Annotated in this window: 14 protein-coding genes; 10 read left to right on the top strand and 4 right to left on the bottom strand. The window is 68.9% G+C overall.

Annotated elements, in window-relative coordinates; genetic code table 11:
- Positions 1 to 23: 23 nt before the first annotated feature.
- The 6 genes from J2Y49_RS29140 to J2Y49_RS29115 all read left to right on the top strand — a co-directional run bounded on the left by J2Y49_RS29140 (position 24) and on the right by J2Y49_RS29115 (position 5,528).
- A complete protein-coding gene (locus J2Y49_RS29140) occupies positions 24 to 752 on the top strand; it encodes an SDR family oxidoreductase (protein WP_310119022.1) in 729 nt (242 codons plus the stop codon).
- Positions 736 to 1,848: a 3-dehydroquinate synthase family protein gene (locus J2Y49_RS29135; RefSeq protein WP_310119020.1), complete on the top strand. Its 1,113-nt coding sequence runs from the start codon at positions 736 to 738 to the stop codon at positions 1,846 to 1,848. The genes J2Y49_RS29140 and J2Y49_RS29135 overlap by 17 nt, the downstream gene beginning before the upstream one ends.
- Positions 1,845 to 3,653 (top strand): thiamine pyrophosphate-binding protein, encoded by a 1,809-nt coding sequence (locus J2Y49_RS29130; protein WP_310119019.1) that lies wholly within the window; start codon positions 1,845 to 1,847, stop codon positions 3,651 to 3,653. Before J2Y49_RS29135 ends, J2Y49_RS29130 begins: the two co-directional genes overlap by 4 nt.
- Positions 3,654 to 3,974: 321 nt before the next feature.
- On the top strand, positions 3,975 to 4,313 hold the full coding sequence (locus tag J2Y49_RS29125) for a hypothetical protein (RefSeq protein WP_310119018.1): 339 nt from the start codon (positions 3,975 to 3,977) through the stop codon (positions 4,311 to 4,313).
- 4 nt (positions 4,314 to 4,317) lie between these two features.
- A complete protein-coding gene (locus J2Y49_RS29120) occupies positions 4,318 to 4,446 on the top strand; it encodes a hypothetical protein (protein WP_310119017.1) in 129 nt (42 codons plus the stop codon).
- A gap of 5 nt (positions 4,447 to 4,451) precedes the next feature.
- Positions 4,452 to 5,528 (top strand): hypothetical protein, encoded by a 1,077-nt coding sequence (locus J2Y49_RS29115; RefSeq protein WP_310119016.1) that lies wholly within the window; start codon positions 4,452 to 4,454, stop codon positions 5,526 to 5,528.
- A 25-nt stretch (positions 5,529 to 5,553) separates the two neighbouring features.
- Here the strand turns inward: J2Y49_RS29115 and J2Y49_RS29110 are convergent, their stop codons facing one another.
- From J2Y49_RS29110 to J2Y49_RS29100, 3 genes are all read right to left on the bottom strand, one after another.
- Positions 5,554 to 9,666, bottom strand: a complete 4,113-nt coding sequence (locus J2Y49_RS29110; protein ID WP_310119015.1) for a glycosyltransferase — start codon at positions 9,664 to 9,666, stop codon at positions 5,554 to 5,556.
- Between the two features lie 164 nt (positions 9,667 to 9,830).
- A complete protein-coding gene (locus tag J2Y49_RS29105) occupies positions 9,831 to 11,528 on the bottom strand; it encodes a tetratricopeptide repeat protein (RefSeq protein WP_310119014.1) in 1,698 nt (565 codons plus the stop codon).
- A gap of 8 nt (positions 11,529 to 11,536) precedes the next feature.
- Positions 11,537 to 12,124 carry an SIS domain-containing protein gene (locus J2Y49_RS29100; protein WP_310119013.1) on the bottom strand — a complete coding sequence of 196 codons (588 nt, stop codon included), beginning with the start codon at positions 12,122 to 12,124 and terminating at the stop codon, positions 11,537 to 11,539.
- Between the two features lie 215 nt (positions 12,125 to 12,339).
- Here J2Y49_RS29100 and J2Y49_RS29095 point away from each other — a divergent pair, with 215 nt between their 5' ends.
- Positions 12,340 to 12,894, top strand: coding sequence for a hypothetical protein (locus tag J2Y49_RS29095; protein WP_310119012.1), 555 nt, complete (start codon positions 12,340 to 12,342; stop codon positions 12,892 to 12,894).
- 6 nt (positions 12,895 to 12,900) lie between these two features.
- Here the strand turns inward: J2Y49_RS29095 and J2Y49_RS29090 are convergent, their stop codons facing one another.
- The gene (locus J2Y49_RS29090; RefSeq protein WP_310119011.1) at positions 12,901 to 14,217 is read right to left on the bottom strand and encodes a tetratricopeptide repeat protein; all 1,317 of its coding nucleotides are present in this window, start codon (positions 14,215 to 14,217) and stop codon (positions 12,901 to 12,903) included.
- A 217-nt stretch (positions 14,218 to 14,434) separates the two neighbouring features.
- On the opposite strand from J2Y49_RS29090, the gene J2Y49_RS29085 reads away from it, so the two are divergent.
- Genes J2Y49_RS29085 through J2Y49_RS29075 form a run of 3 tightly spaced genes read left to right on the top strand, consistent with a single transcriptional unit; the run spans position 14,435 to position 19,790 of the window.
- Positions 14,435 to 16,036, top strand: a complete 1,602-nt coding sequence (locus tag J2Y49_RS29085) for a tetratricopeptide repeat protein (protein WP_310119010.1) — start codon at positions 14,435 to 14,437, stop codon at positions 16,034 to 16,036.
- Positions 16,033 to 19,062: a glycosyltransferase gene (locus J2Y49_RS29080; RefSeq protein WP_310119009.1), complete on the top strand. Its 3,030-nt coding sequence runs from the start codon at positions 16,033 to 16,035 to the stop codon at positions 19,060 to 19,062. Before J2Y49_RS29085 ends, J2Y49_RS29080 begins: the two co-directional genes overlap by 4 nt.
- On the top strand, positions 19,059 to 19,790 hold the full coding sequence (locus J2Y49_RS29075; RefSeq protein ID WP_310119008.1) for a hypothetical protein: 732 nt from the start codon (positions 19,059 to 19,061) through the stop codon (positions 19,788 to 19,790). Before J2Y49_RS29080 ends, J2Y49_RS29075 begins: the two co-directional genes overlap by 4 nt.
- Positions 19,791 to 19,931: the final 141 nt, after the last annotated feature.

Raw genomic sequence — 19,931 nt, 5'->3', positions numbered from 1 at the left:
CGGAGAGCGGGAGGCCTGTGGCGATGAGCGGTCCTTCCGTTCTGGTGTTCGGCGGCAGCGGCGTCATCGGCGCCGCTGCCGCGTCCTATTTCCGCCAACGCGGTTGGACGGTGACGGCAACGGGACGCCGGACGACGCCGCGGTCTCCCGCGGTTCCGTCTCCAGATGCCGTGCCGGTCACGGCCTTCGATCCGTTCGGACCCGATCCGGATTACGCGTCCCTGGCGGCCAAAGCCCCCTACGACGCCGTGGTGTGGGCGCAGGGCGCCAACGTCAACGACAGCCTCTACACGCTCGACATCGACCGCCATGTCGAATTGCTGATGGCCAACTGCGTGTTCATCACCAAGACCATGAACGCGCTGCTGACCCGCAAGATGGTGGTCGAACGCGGCGCGCGCTTCTGCGTGGTCAGTTCCATCTGGCAGTCCATCGCGCGTCAGAACAAGTACAGCTACACCGTCTCCAAGGCCGCCGTGCAGGGGATCGTCCACGCCGCGTCGGTCGATCTGGGACAGGACGGCCATCTGGTCAACGCGGTGCTGCCGGGCGTGGTGGACACGCCGATGACCCGCGCCAACCTGTCGCCCGAACAGATCGATGCGGTGTCGTCGGCCACCCTGTTCAACCGCCTGGTCGGGCTGGAGGATGTGTGCAGCACCATCCACTGGCTCTGCTCGTCCGACAATCATGGGGTGACCGGCCAGTCGGTCGCCGTCGATCTTGGGTTCCGTCATGGCCGTATTCTCTGAGTCCGATCGTTTCACGATCACCTCGTCCCGCGGCGACTACGAGGTCGTGATCGAAGCGGGAAGCTTCGACCGCCATATGGCGGACACGGGTGCGGCGGAGGGCGGGGCTCCGCTGATCTGCGACGCGCGTTTCGCCGAACGCTTCGCCCCGCTGGCCGGCGACCGCCTGCTGCCGGTCGAGGCGACGGAGCACAACAAGACCATCGAGACCTGCGCCGGGCTGATTGCGGAACTGCGCCGCATGGGCGTCAGCCGGAAGGATGTGGCGACCGCCGTCGGCGGCGGCATCGTGCAGGACCTGACGACCTTCACCACCTCGGTCTACATGCGGGGGATCGACTGGGTCTATTTCCCGACGACCCTGCTTGGCATGGTGGATTCCTGCATCGGCGGCAAGTCGGCCATCAATGTGGCCGGGTACAAGAACCTCGCCGGCAACTTCCACCCCCCCAAGCGCATCCACATCGACCCGACCTTCGTCGCCTCGCTGGCACCCGACCAGCGCGCCGGCGGCCTGCTGGAAGCGGCCAAGATCTGCTTCGCCCGCGGTGACGAGGCGCTCGACGCCTTCCTCGACGCAGCCGCACGGGCCGAGACGGACTCCGCCGCCCTGACCGCGGCGATCCGCACCAGCCTTCTGTCGAAGAAATGGTTCATCGAGGTGGACGAGTTCGACCGGAACGAACGGCTGCTCCTGAATTTCGGCCACACCTTCGGCCATGCGCTGGAATCGGCCGTCGATTTCCGGATCAATCACGGGGTCGCCGTCGGCGTCGGCATGATGGCGGCCTTCGCCTTCGCCCGCTCGCAGGGGCTGACCGGCCCGGCAGGCGAGGCCCGGATCGCCCGCCTGAGCGACTACACGACCGCCCTGCTCCTGACCGTCGACGGCCTGGAGGAGACGCTGCGCGGCGCGTCGGCCGAACGCTTCCTGGCGGCCTTCGCCTCGGACAAGAAGCATCTGCGCGACGCCTACGTCATGGTCCTGCCCAACGCCGAGGGGCGCCTGAGCCGGCCCCAGTTTCCGCGAAATGCGGCGATCGACGCCGCGATCATCGCCGCCAACGACAGTGTCATCCGGGAGATTTTCCGTTGAAGTACAGTGACCTGATTGCCGACTGGCTGGTCGATCTCGGCTATACGCACTGCTTCTTCGTTGCCGGTGGCAACATCATGCACCTGGTGGAAAGCCTGAGCCGCCGGATGCGGTGCGTCGCCACCGTGCACGAGGTGGCGGCCGGAGTCGCCGCCGAGTATTTCAATGAAAGCCGGACGGAGACGGGGGAGAAGGCCCTGGCCCTGGTGACGGCCGGACCCGGCCTGACCAACATCCTGACGGCCTTCGGCGGCGCCTATCTGGAAAGCCGCGAACTGCTGGTGCTGGGCGGTCAGGTGAAGACCACCGACCTCGCCACCGGCGGCCTGCGCCAGCGGGGCATCCAGGAGATCGACGGCGTGGCGCTCGCCAAGCCGGTATCGGTGCTTTCGGAGCGGGTCGAGGACGTGTGGGACCGGGCGCGCTTCGAAGCCAGCATCGGCACGGGAGCGGATGGCCGCAAGGGTCCGGTGTTCCTGGAATTCTGCCTGGACGTCCAGGGCCGCTCCCTGTCCGATGCCGAGGCCGAGGTTCTATCGCGCCGCACTCCCGCCGGCGAGCCGCAGACGGTACCGGCGACCGATCTCGCTCCCGCCATCGCCGAGATCGCGGCGCTGTTGCGGCAGGCCGAACGGCCGGTCCTACTGATCGGCGGCGGCGTGTCGCGCACGGCGATGGAGCGCTGCCTGCCGGCGCTCGGCCGGCTGGGCGTGCCGCTGCTGACCACCTGGAACGGCATGGACCGCGTCCCGGCCGACCACCCGCTCTATTTCGGCCGTCCCAACACCTGGGGGCAGCGCCCGGCCAACATCCTGCAGCAGCAGTCCGACCTGGTGATCGCGCTGGGGACGCGGCTGGGCATGCAGCAGACCGGCTTCAACTGGCAGTCCTTCGCGCCGCTGGCCCGCGTGGTCCATGTGGACATCGATCCGGCCGAGTTGACCAAGGGCCATCCGCGTGTCGACCTGCCGGTTGCCGGGGATGCCGATGCCGTCCTGGATGGCCTGTCGGCTCTGGACGGGCTGCCGTCCTTCGGCCCGTGGCAGGAGTTCTGCCGTGAGGTGACGGAGACCCTGCCGCTGAACGAGGTCTGCAACACCACGGCGCCTGGCTTCCTGTCGCCCTATGATTTCTGCGAAAGGCTGTCGGCTCTGTGCCGTGGCACCGACGTGGTCATTCCCTGCAGCAGCGGTGGCGCCTTCACCGTCATGATGCAGATCTTCGCGCAGAAGAAGGGCCAGATCATCATCACCAACAAGGGCCTTGCGTCTATGGGCTATGGGTTGAGCGGCGCCATCGGCACCGCACTGGCCCACCCGGATCGGCGGGTCGTTCTGGTCGAAGGTGACGGCGGCTTTGCCCAGAACCTGCAGGAACTGGGGACGGTCGCGGTCAACGCGCTGAACCTGAAGGTCTTCATCTTCGCCAACGAGGGCTATGCCTCGATCCGCATGACCCAGCGCAACTATTTTGGCGGGCGTTATGTGGGCTGCGACAGCAAGACCGGACTCGGCCTGCCGAACTGGTCCGTGCTGAGCCAGGCCTACGGCATTCCGTGCCTGGAACTGCCGGCCGGCTTCACCGGGAAGGAAGCGGCCTTCACCGAACTGTTCGAAGCCGCCGGTCCCGCGGTCTTCGTCGTTCCGGTCGACCTGGAGCAGACCTATTTCCCCAAGATCACCAGCCGGGTGACCGCCAGCGGGTTGATGGAATCGAACCCGCTGCACCTGATGTCGCCTGACCTGCCCGAGGGTGTCGCCGCCCGTGTGCTTCGCCACATGCCGACGGCCGAAACGGTGAGCTGAAGGCGGTAACCGCCGCGTTCATTGGCAATGGCTACCGACATCCACGCTGGCTGACACAGCGGCCGATGCCGCCGGACTTTCCAGTCCCGACAGGTCGGGACCGGAAGCCATCCGCATGGATTGACAACGATGCACGCTCCGGGGGCCGCCCCCGGAGCGTGCATCGTCGTGTCCTCTTTCCGCATCCGGCCACCGCCCTGTCCGTTATGAGAAGCGGAAACTTGACCATACCCTATTGATGGAATATAAGCCTAATAATAAGCTTTTGATCCTTCGCGGTTCGAGGGCAATCCTTCAATCCTTTCCTTCCCGAGGTGCATCATGCCGCTTTCCACCCAGATGCCCCGTGACGACGATGGCGCTCCGGTTCCCGTGCTCGGGTTCCGGTCGGGCGGCGCCTTTCACCTGCCGGTCACCACCACATCCACGCGGATCGGTCCCTTTTCGCCAGGAACCTGCATCGTCAGCTTGGTGTCCGACGGCCCGCTCCATTTCTCCATCGGGGGGCCCGAGGTGACGGCGACCACTGCCGATCACTATCTGCCGGCCGGCCTTTACCTCGACTTGAGCCTCGGTGGCGGCAAACGGGGGCTCCGCACCCATCTGGCGGCGGTCCATGCGGTCGAAAACTGCACCCTCCATGTGTCCGAGCGGGAGTAGGCGCATGTCCCTCTTCCGGCGGCTCGCCCTCAGGGGCGGCGCCCTACGCGCGGTCGGCATTCCCGCCTACCTGTCCACCGAAGACCGTACCGTTCTGATGAGCGAGGACGGCCGGGCCCTGCAAGCGGAGTAAGAACCATGACGGTGCCGATTTCCAAACTGCCAGCCGCTCCGGTGGTCAATGGCGCGGATATCGTTCCTATCGTGCAGTCCGGCCAGACGCGGCGGACGACCGTGGACGGCCTGCGGGCCGGCCTGGCACGCCTGGACATCACCAACAGCTTCTCGGCCATGGCGCAGTGGAGCGTGACCTACAACTGGAACTTCGCCCCCATCGTCCTGAAGCGGGCGCTGTCGAACGCCTCGTCCGCCAAACAGGTCGCCTTCCTGCTGGACGGCGACAGCTCGGCCGCCACGGGGGCGGAGTCCTGGGCGATCTATCTGCGCCACGATGCGGCAATCCGGAGCGGAACGACGTCGTCCGCCAACACCGACCTTGAAGTCATCGGCCCTGGCCGTCTGACGATCAATGGCCTCAGCCTGTCGGCGACGGGCATCCAGCCGGCCGCGGACGGTACCGGCGGTCTCGGCACCGCGTCCCGCCGATGGGGAGACGTATGGGCGGCGAACGGGACCATCCAGACCTCCGACGCCCGGGACAAGCGGGACGTGGGCACATTGCCCGACGCTTTGGGTCTGGGCTTCATCGAAGCGCTGAAGCCGGTCGTTTTCCGTTTTCTCGACGAACGGCGTCCGGCCGTGACGGAAACCCGGCCGGTGAAGCGGCCGCGGACGGTGCGGGTGACGGTCGAACGGGAGACGGTGGCCAACATCGACGGGCTTTGGCGTGTCGTCCGCGAGACGGTCGAGGAGGACCGGCCGGAAACGGAAACCGCGGTCCTGCACGATGCCGAAGGACGGCCGCTCGTCGATGCAGCGGGGCAGCCCCTCACCGCGGAGGTTCCGCTGTTCGACGAGGCGGAGGAAACCATCGTCCTGACCCCTGCCGTCGAGCGGGTGCACAGGCGCCTGCATGCCGGCTTGCTCGCCCAGGACGTGAAGGCCGCCCTCGACGCGGCCGGGGTCGATTTGGGGTTGTTCATCGAGGATACCGACACCGGCCGCCTCGGCCTGCGCCATGACGAACTGCTGGCTCCGCTGATCCGGGCCGTGCAGGAACTGGCCGGGCGGGTGCGGACGCTGGAAGCGGCCTGAGAGCCTGCGCCGGGGATTCCGCCGGTCACCTGATGCCGGCGTGCCCGTCCGCCTTCTCTTCCAGGGCGGGCACGCCGCGGTAATACAGCGCCATCGCGTCCGGCTCCGCCGATGCCATGGCGCGCTCGCCCGGCAGGGGAAGCTCGCTGAGCAGGACGGTGTTCAGGAAGGCCGGGTCCGTCCGCCGGCCGAGCGCGACCAGACGCCCCCATCCCGACGCCCGGATCCGTTCGGCGACGGCGCCCAGGTCGAAGGCGATGGGGAACAGCCCGTTCCGCAGCGCGATGGACAGCGTGTAGGAATAGGTCTCCGGCCAGACCGCCGGGAACCATGCCACGTCGCAGTCATGCGCCTGCAGGAGGGCGTCGATCTCCTCCTCCCGGTAGGTGCCGTTGATCCGGGTGTTGCCGCAGGCGTTCAGGGCGCCGTCGCAGGCGGTATGGCCGAAGACGACGAACTCCAGCGGCAGGGCGCGGTCGGCCGCGTCCCTGGCGCAGGCCAGCAGGACATCCGCTCCCTTGTGGCGCCCGACGGCGCCGATCACCGCGACCCGCCGGCGGAACGCCGCCCGATCCTGCGGCCGCCTTGGTTCGGCCGACAGCCGGAGATGCTCGGGATGTGGGACGACATGGACATGCAGGCCGGGGACATGGCGGGCGATCCGGGTGGCGGTATCGCGGCTCGGGGCAAAAACACGACGGGCGCCGCTGAGGAAACGGGCATGACGGCTGCGCCAGTTCATGATCCCGGAGGGATCGGAATCTGGGATCCCGGAGGGATCGGAATCTGGGATCCCGGAGGGATCGGATTTTGGGATCCCGGAGGGATCGGATTTTGGGATCCCGGAGGGATCGGGGCTTGCGGTCCCGCTTCCCGTCTGCCGGCCCTGTGACAAGCAAAGCGCGCAAACCTCCGGTCCCGGTTCGCCGCAATAGGCGCCGGACGCGTCGACTAGGTTGATGCGCGGGCAGATCGCCATGTAGTCGTGGACCGTCACATCGTAGGTGAGACCGCGGTCGAGCGACGCCTTGCGGATAGCGTCCATCAAAGGATCGGCGAAGCCGGCGAGATGATGCACATGGATGTGGCGGATGCCGAGGCCGGCGGCGAAGTCCGCCAGATCGCCCGACGGTCCGCGGACGTCGAAGCGCGGCAGGTTCGGGGCGGAATCCAGGAAGGGCGCCTCCAGGGTCAGCAGCTCGCCGTCCCGGCCGCCGGGCCGGCCGATCAGGACGCCGATCCCCTGCCGGTCCAGCAGCACCGACAGCTCGGCGACGTGGCGTTCCGTACCGCCGCCCAGATTGTGGGTAACCAGCAGAACCGCCCGGTCCGGCCAGCGGCGGCGGAAGCGGGCGGCGTCGATGCGTTCCCGCAGCGGGCGCGGCGGATCGGTGTCGGCGAAGTCCTGGACCAGCTGCGGATAGTGGGGGTAGAGCTGCCGAATGGTTTCCAGCGCGGCGGCGATCCGACGGCCCCGCTCCGCTCCAAACGACACGCCGCCGCTGTGGCGCACCCAGGCATCTCCCGCCAGCAGGTGCCGCCAGCCGCGCCGCGAGGCCCGCAGGCAGAAATCATTCTCCTCACCATAGCCGCGCCCGAAACGGTCGGCATCGAACAGCCCGACGTCGTCCAGGCAAGCGCGTTTAACGTAGAAGCAGAAGCCGACGCCGGTCGGCAGGGGAACGACCATGCCGTCGTTGACCTCGGCGGCGAGGCCGGCCAACTCGCGGTCGCCGATTTCCAGCGCGGCGGTATTGTCGGCCCGAAAGCGTGGATAGCTGCAAATCTCGCCGTTGTTGGTCAGCGGCGTCACCGTGGCGATGTCCGGAGCGAGACGGGCGGCGCGGTGCAGCCGGTCCAGCCAGCCGTCGAACACCTCGGTGTCGGAATTGAGCAGCACGACGTCCCGGTCGGGGTGGAGGGCCATGCCCCGGTTGACCGACTGCACGAAGCCGAGGTTGCGCTCGTTGCGGACCAGTTCGATCAGGCCCAGTCCGGCGATGAAGTCCATGGCGCGTGCCAGATCCGGTTCCGGGCTGGCGTCGTCGACGACGACGAGGCGGTAGGGTGTCCGGACCGTGGAGGTCAGGACACTGTGCAGGCACAGGAGCGTGTCGTCGTGGTGTCCATAGACCGGAACGACGACGTCGACCGGCCTGCAGGTCTGCTCACCGGACGCGGCCTGAGCCTTGCGGCGGGCCAGCGTCTCCCAAAGCCCGACCTCCCGGGTGCTGCACCCGGAGGTGACGGGGGGGCGAGGGGCGGGCACTTCCCTGCGAGGCCAAGTGGAGGGAACCGGCGCGCGATGTTCCCGCCGGCCCCGCCACAGGTAATGGACCAGCGGGTTGATGCCCGCCGCCGCCACGTCGCGGTGGCGCTCCAGATAGAAAGCGACGTCGAACCCTGGTCCTGGAGCGCGCCCCTCTGCCGCACCATGCAGGAGGTAATGGACCAGCGGGTCGATGCCCGCCGCCGCCACGTCGGGGTAGCGCCGCAGATAGAAGGCGGTGTCGAACAGCGGGTTAGGGTCGTGCCCAGGGACCGTCGCATGCCGCAGGTAATGGATCAGCGGATTGATGCCCGCCGCCGCCACGTCGGGGTGGCGCTGCAGATAGAAGGCGGTGTCAAACAGCGGTCCCGGATCGTGGCCGGGTGTGGTCGCGTACCGCAGGTAATGGGCCAGCGGATTGGCCTTCGGCGGCATCGCGTCGGGATGATGCTCCAGGTAGAAAGCCGTATTGAACAGCGGGTGGGGGTCGTGGCCGGACGCCGCGCCGCAATGCAGGTAATGAACCAGCGGGTTCAGCCCCGTCGCAACGGCGTCGGGATAACGCCCGGTGTAGAAGGCGATGCTGAACAGCGGGTTGGGGTCGCGGCCCGCCGCCGCGCCGTGTCGCAGGTAATGGACCAGCGGGTTGATGCCCGCCGCCGCCACGTCGGGGTGGCGCTCCAGATAGAAGGCGGTGTCGAACAGCGGGTGGGGATCGTGGCCCGGGACCGTGGCATGCCGCAGGTAATGGACCAGCGGGTTGATGCCCGCCGCCGCCGCGTCGGGGTGGCGCTCCAGATAGAAGGCGGTGTCGAACAGCGGGTTGGGGTCGTGGCCCGGGACCGTGGCATGCCGCAGGTAATGGGCGAGCGGGGTATCCCCCGCCCGGACGCTGTCCGGATGGCTGGTGACGTAGAACACGGTATCGAACAGCGGGTGGGGATCGTACCCCTGCGCGACGCCGTACCACATGTAATGGATCAGGGGGTTCAGGCCCGACGCCGCGATGTCGGGATGCGTCGCCTGATAGAAGGCCGTGTCGAACAGCGGGTGCGGTTCGTATCCCCGCAACGCGCCGTGGTGCAGGAAATGGCTGAGCGGATCGGGCTCCATGGCCGCAGGTTCGCCCGCCGATCCGCCGGCCGTCACCGATGCGGCATAGTGCGCCGTATCGAACAGCGGATGGGGATCGAGAGCGGCAGCGGCGCCGGCACGCAGATAATGCAGGAGCGGATTGCCCCCCGTCTCTTGAAGATCGGGGCATCCCGAGGCCCGCTGGCGGGCGCGGTAATGGGCGGTGTCGAACAGCGGGTGCGGATCGATCCCCGCGGCAACCCCCTCCGTCAGGTAATGGATGAGGGGGTTCAAGCCCGACGCCGCCACGTCGGGACAGCGGGCGGCGTAATAGGCGGGGTCGAACAGCGCCGAGGCCGCAATGAGGGAGAAGGAGGCGGACAGGTCGGCGGACTGGTGCGGCGATTGTCCGGAACCGACTGCGTTTCCACCCCCGGCGAGCGCATCGCACAGGCTGCGGAACCGGGCCTCCTGGCTGGCGAGGCGGTGGTGCAACCGCTGTTCGACGATCCGCAACAGGGTCTGGTCGCGGGTTAGTGTCGCGATGGCCGCATCCTTCAGCGCGGCAGCGTGATCAGCCTGTTCCTTCTCCCGCAACAGCGCGTCGATCCTAGCCCGCAGCGCGGCGACCGTCTCCGCCCGCTCTGCCAACCCGTCGATCAGGTGCGCGATCGGCGGATGCGGGACCGGGAAGCCCTCCGATGAGGGATCGGTTGCCGGCTTACCGCCATTCGGCGCCGGGTCGTCCGGAGCATGGCCGGGGGGGTCGGTCCGGGTACGGATAGGGTCACGCATCGGAACGGAACGACATCGTCGGGCCTTTGTCGGAAGGCGGGAAGCGGTTGAGACAGCCGGTGGAAGGCTCCTTGATCATACCGGTCCCGCCCTGGAAGAGCCACGGCGCGGATCGCCGGCGGACAGGGAGGCAGGGCGGGGAGGTGGGGCGGGGACGCGGCCGGTCAGGCCGCCCCGGCATCGTCGCACCAGCGTCGCCACATCAACCGGTAGGCGGTCTCCAGATTGCGCATGAAGCGCGTCTCGTCGCACAGCGCCGATCTCCGCACCCGCTCGCGCATGCCCAGGCGCAGGCGCATCAGCCGGGTCAGGTCGCCGGCCAGGGCGGCGGCGATGTCGGCATAGCGGTCGGGGGTGGCGGCGACCAGCTCGGGCAGGCCGATGGCGGTCATCAGGCTCGCGCCGACGCGGGCGGCATGGCGCCCGCCCGCCAGCGTCACCAGCGGCGCCCCCATCCACAGCGTGTCGCAGGTGGTGATGGTGCCGTTGTAGGGATGCGGGTCCAGCGCGATGTCGATGCGGTTGTAGGCGGCGAGATGCCCGGCGGCATCCTTGATGAAGCCGACGAGGTCGAGCCGGGCCGGATCGACGCCGGCGGCGGCGAAGCGCGCCCGGATCATGTCCGCGGTGCCGGGGTCGGACAGCGGCCGGTCCTTCAGCAGAAGGCGGGCGTCCGGCACGCGGCGCAGCACCTCGGCCCACAGGGCAACGGTGCCGTCGGTGATCTTCGACAGCTTGTTGAAGGATCCGAAGGTCACGGCCCCGGTGGCGCCAGCCGGCAGCGGCACCACCGGCGGGGCGGAGGCCGGCGGGCGGAAGCACAGGAAGGGGGCGGGCAGCCGGACCAGGGTTTCCGCCGCATGGGCGTCGGTCGGGCCGAGCGGATCGCTGACCGGATCGACGATCCGGTAGCCGACCGCCTCCATGCCGGTGCCGTTGGGATAGCCGAGCCAGGTTACTTGCACCGGCGCGGGGCGCCGCGCCAGCATCGGCAGCCGGTTCAGGCCGGAATGGCCGGCGAGATCGACCAGGATGTCGATGCCGTCGGCGCGGATCTGCGCCGCCAACGCCTCGTCGTCCAGATGGCCGATGTTGCGCCAGCCGTCGGCCTGCGCCTTGAAGCGCGCGGTGTAGGCGTCGGCATGGGTGTCCGGCAGGATCGAATAGCAGATGATCTCGAACCGGCTGCGGTCGGCCATCTCGAACAGGGGTGGCAGGAAATAGGCGCCCAGATGCTCGCGGAATTCGACCGACAGATAGCCGATGCGGAGCCGCTTCGCCGGGTCGGGACGGTTCGCGTGCGGGGCGGCGGGCGGGCGGGCGGCACCGGGCTTGTCGCCGAACCGTTCGTCGAAGCGCCGGTGTTCGGCCAGCAGGCGCTCGCCGGACAGCTCGAGATAGTTCAGGCACAGCAGCCGCTGGCTGGCGACGCGCGGGTTGTCGGGCATCAGCGCTTCGGCCCGGTCGAAGGCGGCGGCGGCCTCCACCGCCTCGCCGCGCATCTGCCGGGTCACGCCCAGGTTGAACCACAGTCCGGCGCCCTGCTGCGGCTCCAACCGGATCGCCCGGGTCCAGCAGCGCACCGCCTCGTCCAGCCGCTCGGTGCCGAAGGCTTCGCTCCCCAACCCGACCCACGGCTTGTCATAATCCGGCCGCAGCACCAGCGCGGTGCGCAACGCCGCCGCCGCCTCGCCGGGGCGCTTGAGCTCGGACAGGATGACGCCCAGATTATTCCACAGGTCGGCGGCCGTGCCGTCCTGCGCAAGCAGTTCCCGGTAGAGAACCGCGGCCTCCTCCAGCTGTCCGGCGCTGAAAGCCTCCAGCGCGCGGCGCTTCAGCGCTTCCTGGGTGGACGGGGCCATGGACGGGCTCAGGCCAGCCGGGCTTCGACCTGCTCGCACAGGTAATGGTAGAGGCAGATGTGGACCTGCTGGATCAGCGGGGTGGAGCGCGACGGCACGTCCAGCAGGATGTCGCTCAGCCCCGCCATCTTGCCGCCGCCCTCGCCGGTCATGGCGATGGTGGTCATGCCCAGCCGCTTGGCCACTTCGAAGGCGGCGATCACGTTGCGCGAGTTGCCGCTGGTGGAAATGCCCAGCAGGACGCCGCCCGGCTCGCCATAAGCCTCGGTCTGGCGGGCGAACACGCTGTCGTAGGAGTAATCGTTGCTCCAGGCGGTCAGCACGGCCGCGTTGGAGCTGAGGCAGATGGCCTTCAGCCCACGGCGCTCCTTCAGGAAGCGGCCGACCAGTTCGCCGGTGATGTGCTGGGCGTCGGACGCCGAGCCGCCGTTGCCGCAGACCAGCAGCGCCCTGTTGGCGCCGAGCGCCGCGGTGACCGCCGCGACCGCCGCCTCGACCCGCGCGGGGTCCAGGCTGTCCATGGTGCGCCGCAGGACGTCGATGGCAGCGGTGAGACAACCGTTCAGCGAGGAGGCGGAGGTGTCCTGGGAGTCCATGGGCAAGATACCTTGTGCGTGACCGATGGTGCGTGTCTGCGCTGACGGGCGAAGAGCGGAAAGGGCAGGGACCTGTGCGCAGCGGCCAGTGCATCCTATGGATCGCGGAGCCTGTCAACTCCAAGCCGCACAATGACGGCTTTTCCACACCACGTGAAAAGCTTACCTTCCGTCCCATGCCCAGGCGACCGGGGCGTGGATATCAAGGGTGATGAATGACGACGCGGACGGTCCGGCTGGGCCCCCTCAGCGTGAAGATGTATTGTGCGATCGGCATGATCGCCGTGTCCTGGGCCCAGCTCGAGGACATGGTGTCGCTGTGCATCTCCCGCCTGCTCGGCGCCGACCACACCGAATTCCTGCCCATCGCCTCCAACATGCAGGTCAAGGCCCGCTTCGATGCGCTGAAGGCCATCGCCGGCCTGCGCCTTCCCCCCGACGAGGCCAAGGCCCTGATCGCCCGCTGCGACGAGGCTCTGGAGCTGGGGCGGGAGCGCAACAAGATCCTGCACGGCTCCTGGATCCAGGGCGAGACCGACGACGTCGCCATCCGCCTGAACTACCGTGCCCACGGCCGTATCTCTGCCGACGCTCCGGTCATCTCCGCCCGCGAGATCGCCGAGATCAGCGACCGCATCACCATGTTGACGGAAGGCTTCGCCCAAACCTTGCAGCGCCTGGGCCTGTTCGACCCCAAGAACCCGATGCGCAACCCGGCGCGCGGGCCGGTGGCCGAGACCGCCAAACCGCCGGAAACGGCGGCGGACTGACCCTGCCTACCGCCAAACCTCGAAGGGCTGCAGCCCGCGGTTGCCTTCCGCAGGGTGGAGCAGCAGGCGGGGAGAGGGGTTCAACGCGGCGGCGGTGGCGGCGAAGAACCCGGTGCTGATCGCCAGAATGTCGGCCCGCGTCATCACGTGGAAATCCTGCAGATACTCCAGCCCCTCCCAACGGACCGGGAAGTCGGCCGGTGTGGTCGGGTTGAAGCGGGCGAATTCGGGAACCACGCTCGGCTCGTCGGTGGCGACGAACAGGACCGGGTCCTCCAGCGTCGGCCACAGCCCGTCCAGCCAGTCCAGATAGAGCGACAGCGGCGTGTAGTCCTGGTTCCACCAGTCGGTCTGGCGGATGTGCACGGCGACCAGCGTGCGGCCGCGGCGGCGCAGGGCCTCCACCGGCGGTTCCAGGAAGCGGTCCCAGCAGGGGCGCGGGGTCAGCCAGGACAGGATGTCGGCCCGCCGCTCCTTCAGCATCGCGTTGACCGGCGAGCCGCCCAGGAACAGGTCGCGGTCGCGGAAGGGATCCTCCACCCGCTCGTCGAAGCCGCGAGTGAAGTCCTTGCGCTGCTGCAGCCAGCCCTGGAATTCCGGCAGCACCCCCGGATCCAGCCGGGGATCGTCGAGGGAGAAGAAGGCATGTCCGACCCAGTCGGGGGTCAGGAACTCCATGCCGTATTTCTCGGCATAGAGGCGGACGGCGACATACTCGTTCACCGTCTGGGCGAAGCGCCCATAGGAGCCGAGCGAGGCCATGGTCAGGCAGGGGCGGTCGCGCCGCGCCTCCCGCCGCCGGTTCCATCCTCCCTCCTCCGGCGGCAGCGAGCGGTCGAAGCGCATCAGCGAATAGGTGATGTAGGAGGGCGAATAATTGCCCTTCAGCGCGACGGACCGCTGCAGCAGCTCGTAGGCGCCGTCGTCATCGCCCTTGGCCCGGCGCACTTCGGCCAGCCCGGCCATCGCCTCGGCATAATCGGACCGTGCCTGCATCGCGCAGGTGAAGCCCAGTTCCGCCCGGTCGAGCTGGCCGCACATCAGCAGCGCCAGCCCCAGATGGTACATGGCATCCGACGAGGTCGTATCGCGGCGCAGCGCCTCCGACAGGATCGGCACGGCACGGGCGGGCTCGCGGTTCTTATAGGCGGTGATGCCCAGAACAAGCAGCGCGTGGGCGTTGCCGGGATCGGCGGCCAGGATGCGGGCGCAGATGTCGGCGCTGATGTCGAGCCAGCCTGAATTGCAGTAGTCGAGCGCCTGCTTGACGGCATCGGGGACGGACATCCGCTGTCCGGGCAGGGTTTCGATCTCGATGGACATGACGGTTCCGGTGGAGGCGGCCAGGAGACGGTGCCCGCGGAAGGAGCGGGATGGTCCCTCCGACTTGCACCCGCATCGCCCGCAGGGTCAAGCTGCCTTGTTGCAAGCCTTCGGAATTTCACCGATCTTCCTGCCCTTTCCGGCTCCTCCGATCCGGATGCCGACTCCGCTTCCTTGCCCAACTCCCTTGCCCCGGTTCCGGAACAGCGCCCGCGCCATGACTTCGATCCAAGATATCCTGACCCGGGCCGTCGGCCTGCATCGGGCCGGTGAGACCGACCGGGCCATGACGCTCTACCGCAGCATCCTGGCGGTGGACCCGGCTCATCCGGATGCGCTCCATCTGCTTGGTCTGCTGAGCCGCCGTCCCGATCCACGGCACGGGGTGGCACTGGTGGACCGCGCCCTGCGGCTGGTGCCGGCCCATCCCGGCGCCCTGTTCAACCAGGCCGGCATGCTGCTGCAGATGGGCCGGCTGGACTCGGCCATGGCGCATTTCCGTCGCAAGCTGGAGGTGGATCCGGCCTGTGCCATGACGCTGTCGCGCCTGGGAACGGAGGCGCTCGCCTGCGGACGGATCGACGAGGCGGAACGGCTGCTGCGCCGCGCGGCCGCGACGGAATCCGGCGGCGGCGCCCCCGTCCCCCGGCTGCGCTGCGCCCTGGAACGCTGCGCCACCGCCCGCTCGATCCGCGACGATGCCGCCGACCCGTCGCTGCCGCCTGGACTGGTGGTGCGCGGCGTGTTCCGCGACAGCAGCGGCTATGCCTACGTCGTCCGCCGCTTCGTCCAGGAACTGGCGGCGGCAGGGATCCGCGTCCGGTTGGTCGACCTGAGTTATGGCGACGCAGACAACCTGCCGGACAGCCAGATCGACCCGCTCCTGCTCTCGCTCGACCGGCCGGTGCGGGCCAAGGCGGTTCTGACCATCACCACCCCGCCGGCGGTGGAGAGCATTCCCGGGCTGAAGACCATCAACTTCAGCATGTTCGAGGCGGTCGACATCCCGCCGCTGTGGGCGGGCCTCAGCCGGCGCCACGACCATGTCGTCGTCGCCACCGAATCCTCCCGCACGGCTTGGCTGCGCGCCGGCCATCCGCAGGACCGCATCCATATCTGCCCCGCCGGGGTGGAGACGGTGGACGCCGCAGGCGTCGCTCCCGCCGTCATCGTCGACAGCATTGGCCGCCGGCTTGCCGATTACCCGGTGCGCGTCCTGAACGTTTCCGACTTCAACGACCGCAAGAACCTGGACGGGCTCCTGCGGGTCTGGCTGCACACGACGAGGAGGGAGGATCCGGCGGCCTTGCTGCTGAAGGTCGGCAAGGGCGGCGGAGTTTCCGGCGGCATGCGCGACCTGCTGGCCCGGGTGTCGGCGCAGACCGGCCGGACGCTGGAGCGGGCGGCACCGGTCTTCCTGGTGGAAGGCAAGCTGTCGGACGTGGAGATGATGTCGCTCCACGCCGCTTCCACCCATTACTGGAGCATGTCGCACGGCGAGGGCTGGGACCTGCCGATGGCCCAGGCCGGAGCCATGGGGCTGACCCTGCTGGCACCCGATCACAGCGCCTACCACGCCTATCTGGACGGCCGGGTGGCGCACATGATGCCCTGCGCCGTCACTCCCGGCATCGGCGCCTATGCCGGCCAGGACTGGTGGAGTCCCGACGAGGGCGAGGCCGCCCGGTTGCTGCGGGCGGTCATCGATGACCCCGCCGGCACCCGCCGGTCGGCACAGGCCCACCTGCTGGAGCATTTCAGCTGGCAGGCCGCCACCCGCCGGCTGATCGCCCTGCTGCGGGGGCTGGACGCGCTGTGACCGGCCCGCTTCCGCCCGTCTCCGGCCTGCCCGATCCCGTCACGCTCTTCTGCTGCCTGGCTCCGCCCGGCTATTACCGCCGGCCGCTGTTTTCGGAACGGGAGGTGTTCTGCGGTCCCGACTGCCCGACGGTGGAGACCGGCGACGGCTTCGCCTCGCTCAACACCCCGCCCGGCGAATACGACCTGCCTTCCATTGTCACCCGCCTGCCGGCGCACCAGCGGCCGGACCTGATCGTGGTGAAGGCGGACGCCACCCGGCGCAATCTTCCCCGCGGGCTGGACCGGCTGCCGGGCACCAAGGTGCTGCTGGTCGGCGACACCCACCATTTCGCCGCCCCCCTGCGCACGCTGCTGGCCTATGGCGCGATGGAGAGCTTCGACGTGGTGATGCTCGACCATACCCGCCAGCACGCCCATGCCTTCCTGGAGGCGGGCTTCGAACGGGTCTACTGGGTCCCCGCAGTCGACTATGCGCTGCGCCGGCGCGACATCCCGGCGGACGCCCGGTTCCCCCTCACCTTCGTCGGGCAGATCGGCGCCTTCCATCCCTGGCGGCGCCATGTGCTGGACCGGCTGGTCGCCGCCGGGCTGCCGCTGCTGGGCATGCGTGGCGAACCGGAGAGGGCGGCCGACATCTATGCCGCCTCGCGGGTCACGCTGAACGTCTCGCTGAACGGCGACCTCAACCTGCGCGTCTTCGAAGCGCTGGGCGCCGGCGGCTTCCTGCTGACCGACGCCCTGTCGGAGGACGCCGGGCTGGAGCGCTGCTTCACCCCAGGCCGCCATCTCGTCACGTACCGTTCCCCGGACGAGCTGGTGGAGCTGACGCGCCATTACCTCGACCACCCCGAGGAGGCGATGGCGATCCGCCGGGCCGGACAGGCCCATCTGCTGGAATTCCATAGCCCTCAGGTCAAGCGCGCCCAGTTTTTCGCCGCCGTCTTCGACGACCGCGTCGACCCGGCGCTGGAGGTCCGCGGGGAGCGGCGCGGGCTGTCGCCCCTGCCCGTGCATGGCACCGGCTTCCGACGCCGTCTCGCCGCCTACGAGGCGCTGCAACGGCTGCAATTGACGGCGTCGCGGCTGACCGTCCATGCCGGCGGGGAGGGGGGCGGTTTCGCGTCCGACCTGCGCCTCATGGCCCGCGACTTGGCGCGGGTGGCGTTCGCGGCCCCCGGCCGGACGCCCGAATCGGCCACCCTGCCGCTGCCGCCATCCACCGACCGGGTGCGGGATGACGCGGTCACTCTGCTGCCCTGGCCGGACAGGGCGGAGACCGACCGGCGGATGGTCCAGCTGCCCGGTTCGTCCGTTCTCTGCCCCACCTCTTCGTCGCGCGACCATGCCGCGGCGGCGGCCCATCTGGCCGGCTGGGGCTTCGTGCCGACCGAACCCGGCGGCATCCTGTTCCAGTGCGCCGACGCCCTGCGCTATGCCGCCCGCTCGCTGTCCGACCCGGCCCTGGCGGCGGGGCTGGCGCCGGAGCTGCGGGATGCCCGCCTCGCGGCGCTGGAACCGATGCTGCGGACCGCGGAGCAGATGATCGGCGTTGCCCGGCTGGCCCTCCGCTTCGGCGGGAACGTCCTGGCGGAGCGGCTCCTGCTGAACGCAGTCGGGCTGGACCGCCAGCAGCCGGACGCGCTCGCCGGGCTGGCCCGCTTGTGCGCGGCGGCCGGACGCCCGGTGGAGGCTGCGATCTATCTGGCCGAGGCCCGGCGCGCCGCCCGGCTTGCCGGCACGGCGGATCCCGCTCCCGATCTCGATACCGACACGCTTGCCGCTCCGGCCGGCGAGCATCCGGCTCTGGAGCGCTACCGCGCGCTGTTCCGGCAGGCGACGGATCCTTCGACCGGGCGGCCCCGGCGCATCCTGGTGGTCACCAACCTGTTCCCGCCGCAGGAGTTCGGCGGCTACGGCCGCAAGCTGTGGGAGTTCTCGGCCGAGCTGATCCGCCGCGGCCACACGGTGAAGGTGCTGACCGCCAACGTTCCCGACCTCGCCCGGCCGGGCATCGCCGGGACCGAGGACATCGAGCGGCATGTCGACCGCTCGCTCACCCTCTACGGATACTGGAAGGGTGGACGCGCCTTCACCCAGGACGATCCGGCCCGTTGCGCCGCGCTGATCCGCGACAACATCCGCCGCGTGCTGGAGACCGCCCGTGATTTCCGCGCCGAGGCTTGTCTGGTCGGCAACCTCGACATGCTGGCGACCGAGTTCCTCGATCCGCTGACCAGGCAGATGGGCGTGCCGGTGCTGCATTGCCTGGGCAACCAGCATCCCGGCTATGGACCGGAGGCGGCTCCGCGCTCTCTCCTCTACCGTGCCGGACCGGCCAGCGGCTGGGTGGCGGAACGGCTGGCTGCCGGCGGCTACGGCCTGCCGGCCACCGTCATCCATCCCGGCGCCCGCGTCGATTACTTCCACCGTGCGGCGATGCCGGCGACCGACCGGCTGCGCATCGCCTTCGCCAGCCTGTTCGTGAACTACAAGGGGCCGCAGACGCTGGTCAACGCGCTTGCGATCCTGCACCGCGAAGGCATCGACTTCGACTGCACCTTCGCCGGGGAGGCGCCGGATGCCGATCTGGCCGGCCGCTGCCGGGATTTCGTGGAGCGCCACGGCATGGCCGGCAAGGTGCGCTTCACCGGCTTCCTCGACCGCCGCGGCCTGTCCGCCCTGTTCGCCCGCTGCAACGTCCTGGTCTTCCCCAGCGTCTTCGAGGAGCCCTTCGGCATTTCGCAGGTGGAGGCGATGGCCGCCGGTCTGACCGTGATCGGCAGCGGCACCGGCGGCAGCGGCGAAGTGCTGCGTCACGGCATCGACGGCCTGCTGTTCAAGGCGGAAGACCACGAGGCGCTTGCCGACCGCCTGCGCAGTCTGGCTAAGGACCGCTCCGCCTGGCAGCGCATGGCCCTGTCGGGCCGCGACCGCGCCCGCGACTTCACCGTCGCCCGCTCCGTCGACCGCATCGAGGCGGTGTTCGAGGAACTGATCGCATTGAAGACCGGAGGATCCCCATGACCCGCCATGTTCTGTTCCAGCCCTGGGGTGGGTTGGGCGACAACCTGCAATTCTCGACCTTGCCGGAGCGCTTCGCCGAACGTGGGGATAGTTTTCTGATCCACGACCGCAACGCGGTGCGCAATCCGGAGATCCATGAGCTGGTCTGGGGCTGCAATCCATTCGTCTCCGGCCTTTCATCGGAGGAGCCCAATGCCGGAATGCCGCGGCTGGACCGGCTGAACAGCTTTTCCTGGCGCAACAGCTTCATCGAGCGGATCGAGATGGCGCATGGCCTGGAACCGCGCCATTGCCATCCGCGCATCCACTATCAGCCGCAGCGTGACCCCTCGCTGGCCGAAGCGGTGCTGATCGATGTCGGATCGACCACCACGACCTATGCCGCCAACGTCGTGCACGATTACGTGTCCCGCATGCTTCAGCGCTATGGCCACCGGCTGGAGGACGTGCGGCAGGTCGTTTTCGCCGGTCCGGTGCGCCAGCACGATGCTTCCCGGTACAACGTCGCTCCGCTCGAAATCTCATCGATCTTCCGCTATTGCGACGTGCTTGCCTCCTGCAAGGCCTTCGTCACCGTCTGGTCCGGGGCCCATGCGCTTGCGGCGGCTGTCCGCGGTGCCGGGGAAAAGGCCGGACGGGAGCTGGACATCCATTGCCTCATCACTGCCAATGGCTTCAACAGCCGCATCCATCATTTTCCCGGGGTCGACTATCACATCGGCAGCTGACTTCTTCATAAGGCGCGCTTCGCGCTCCGGCCAGTCGCTTCATTGCGTGAGAAAAAGAGATCCGGGTTCTCCACCTCTTTCGACAGGGGAATGGAAGGTTGTAAAGTGCCGGAGCCGCAATCCGCGGTGCGGATTCCCTCC

It is taken from the genome of Azospirillum sp. BE72 (assembly GCF_031455875.1).
Lineage (GTDB): Bacteria > Pseudomonadota > Alphaproteobacteria > Azospirillales > Azospirillaceae > Azospirillum.
This window is presented reverse-complemented; position numbering and strand designations above follow the sequence as displayed.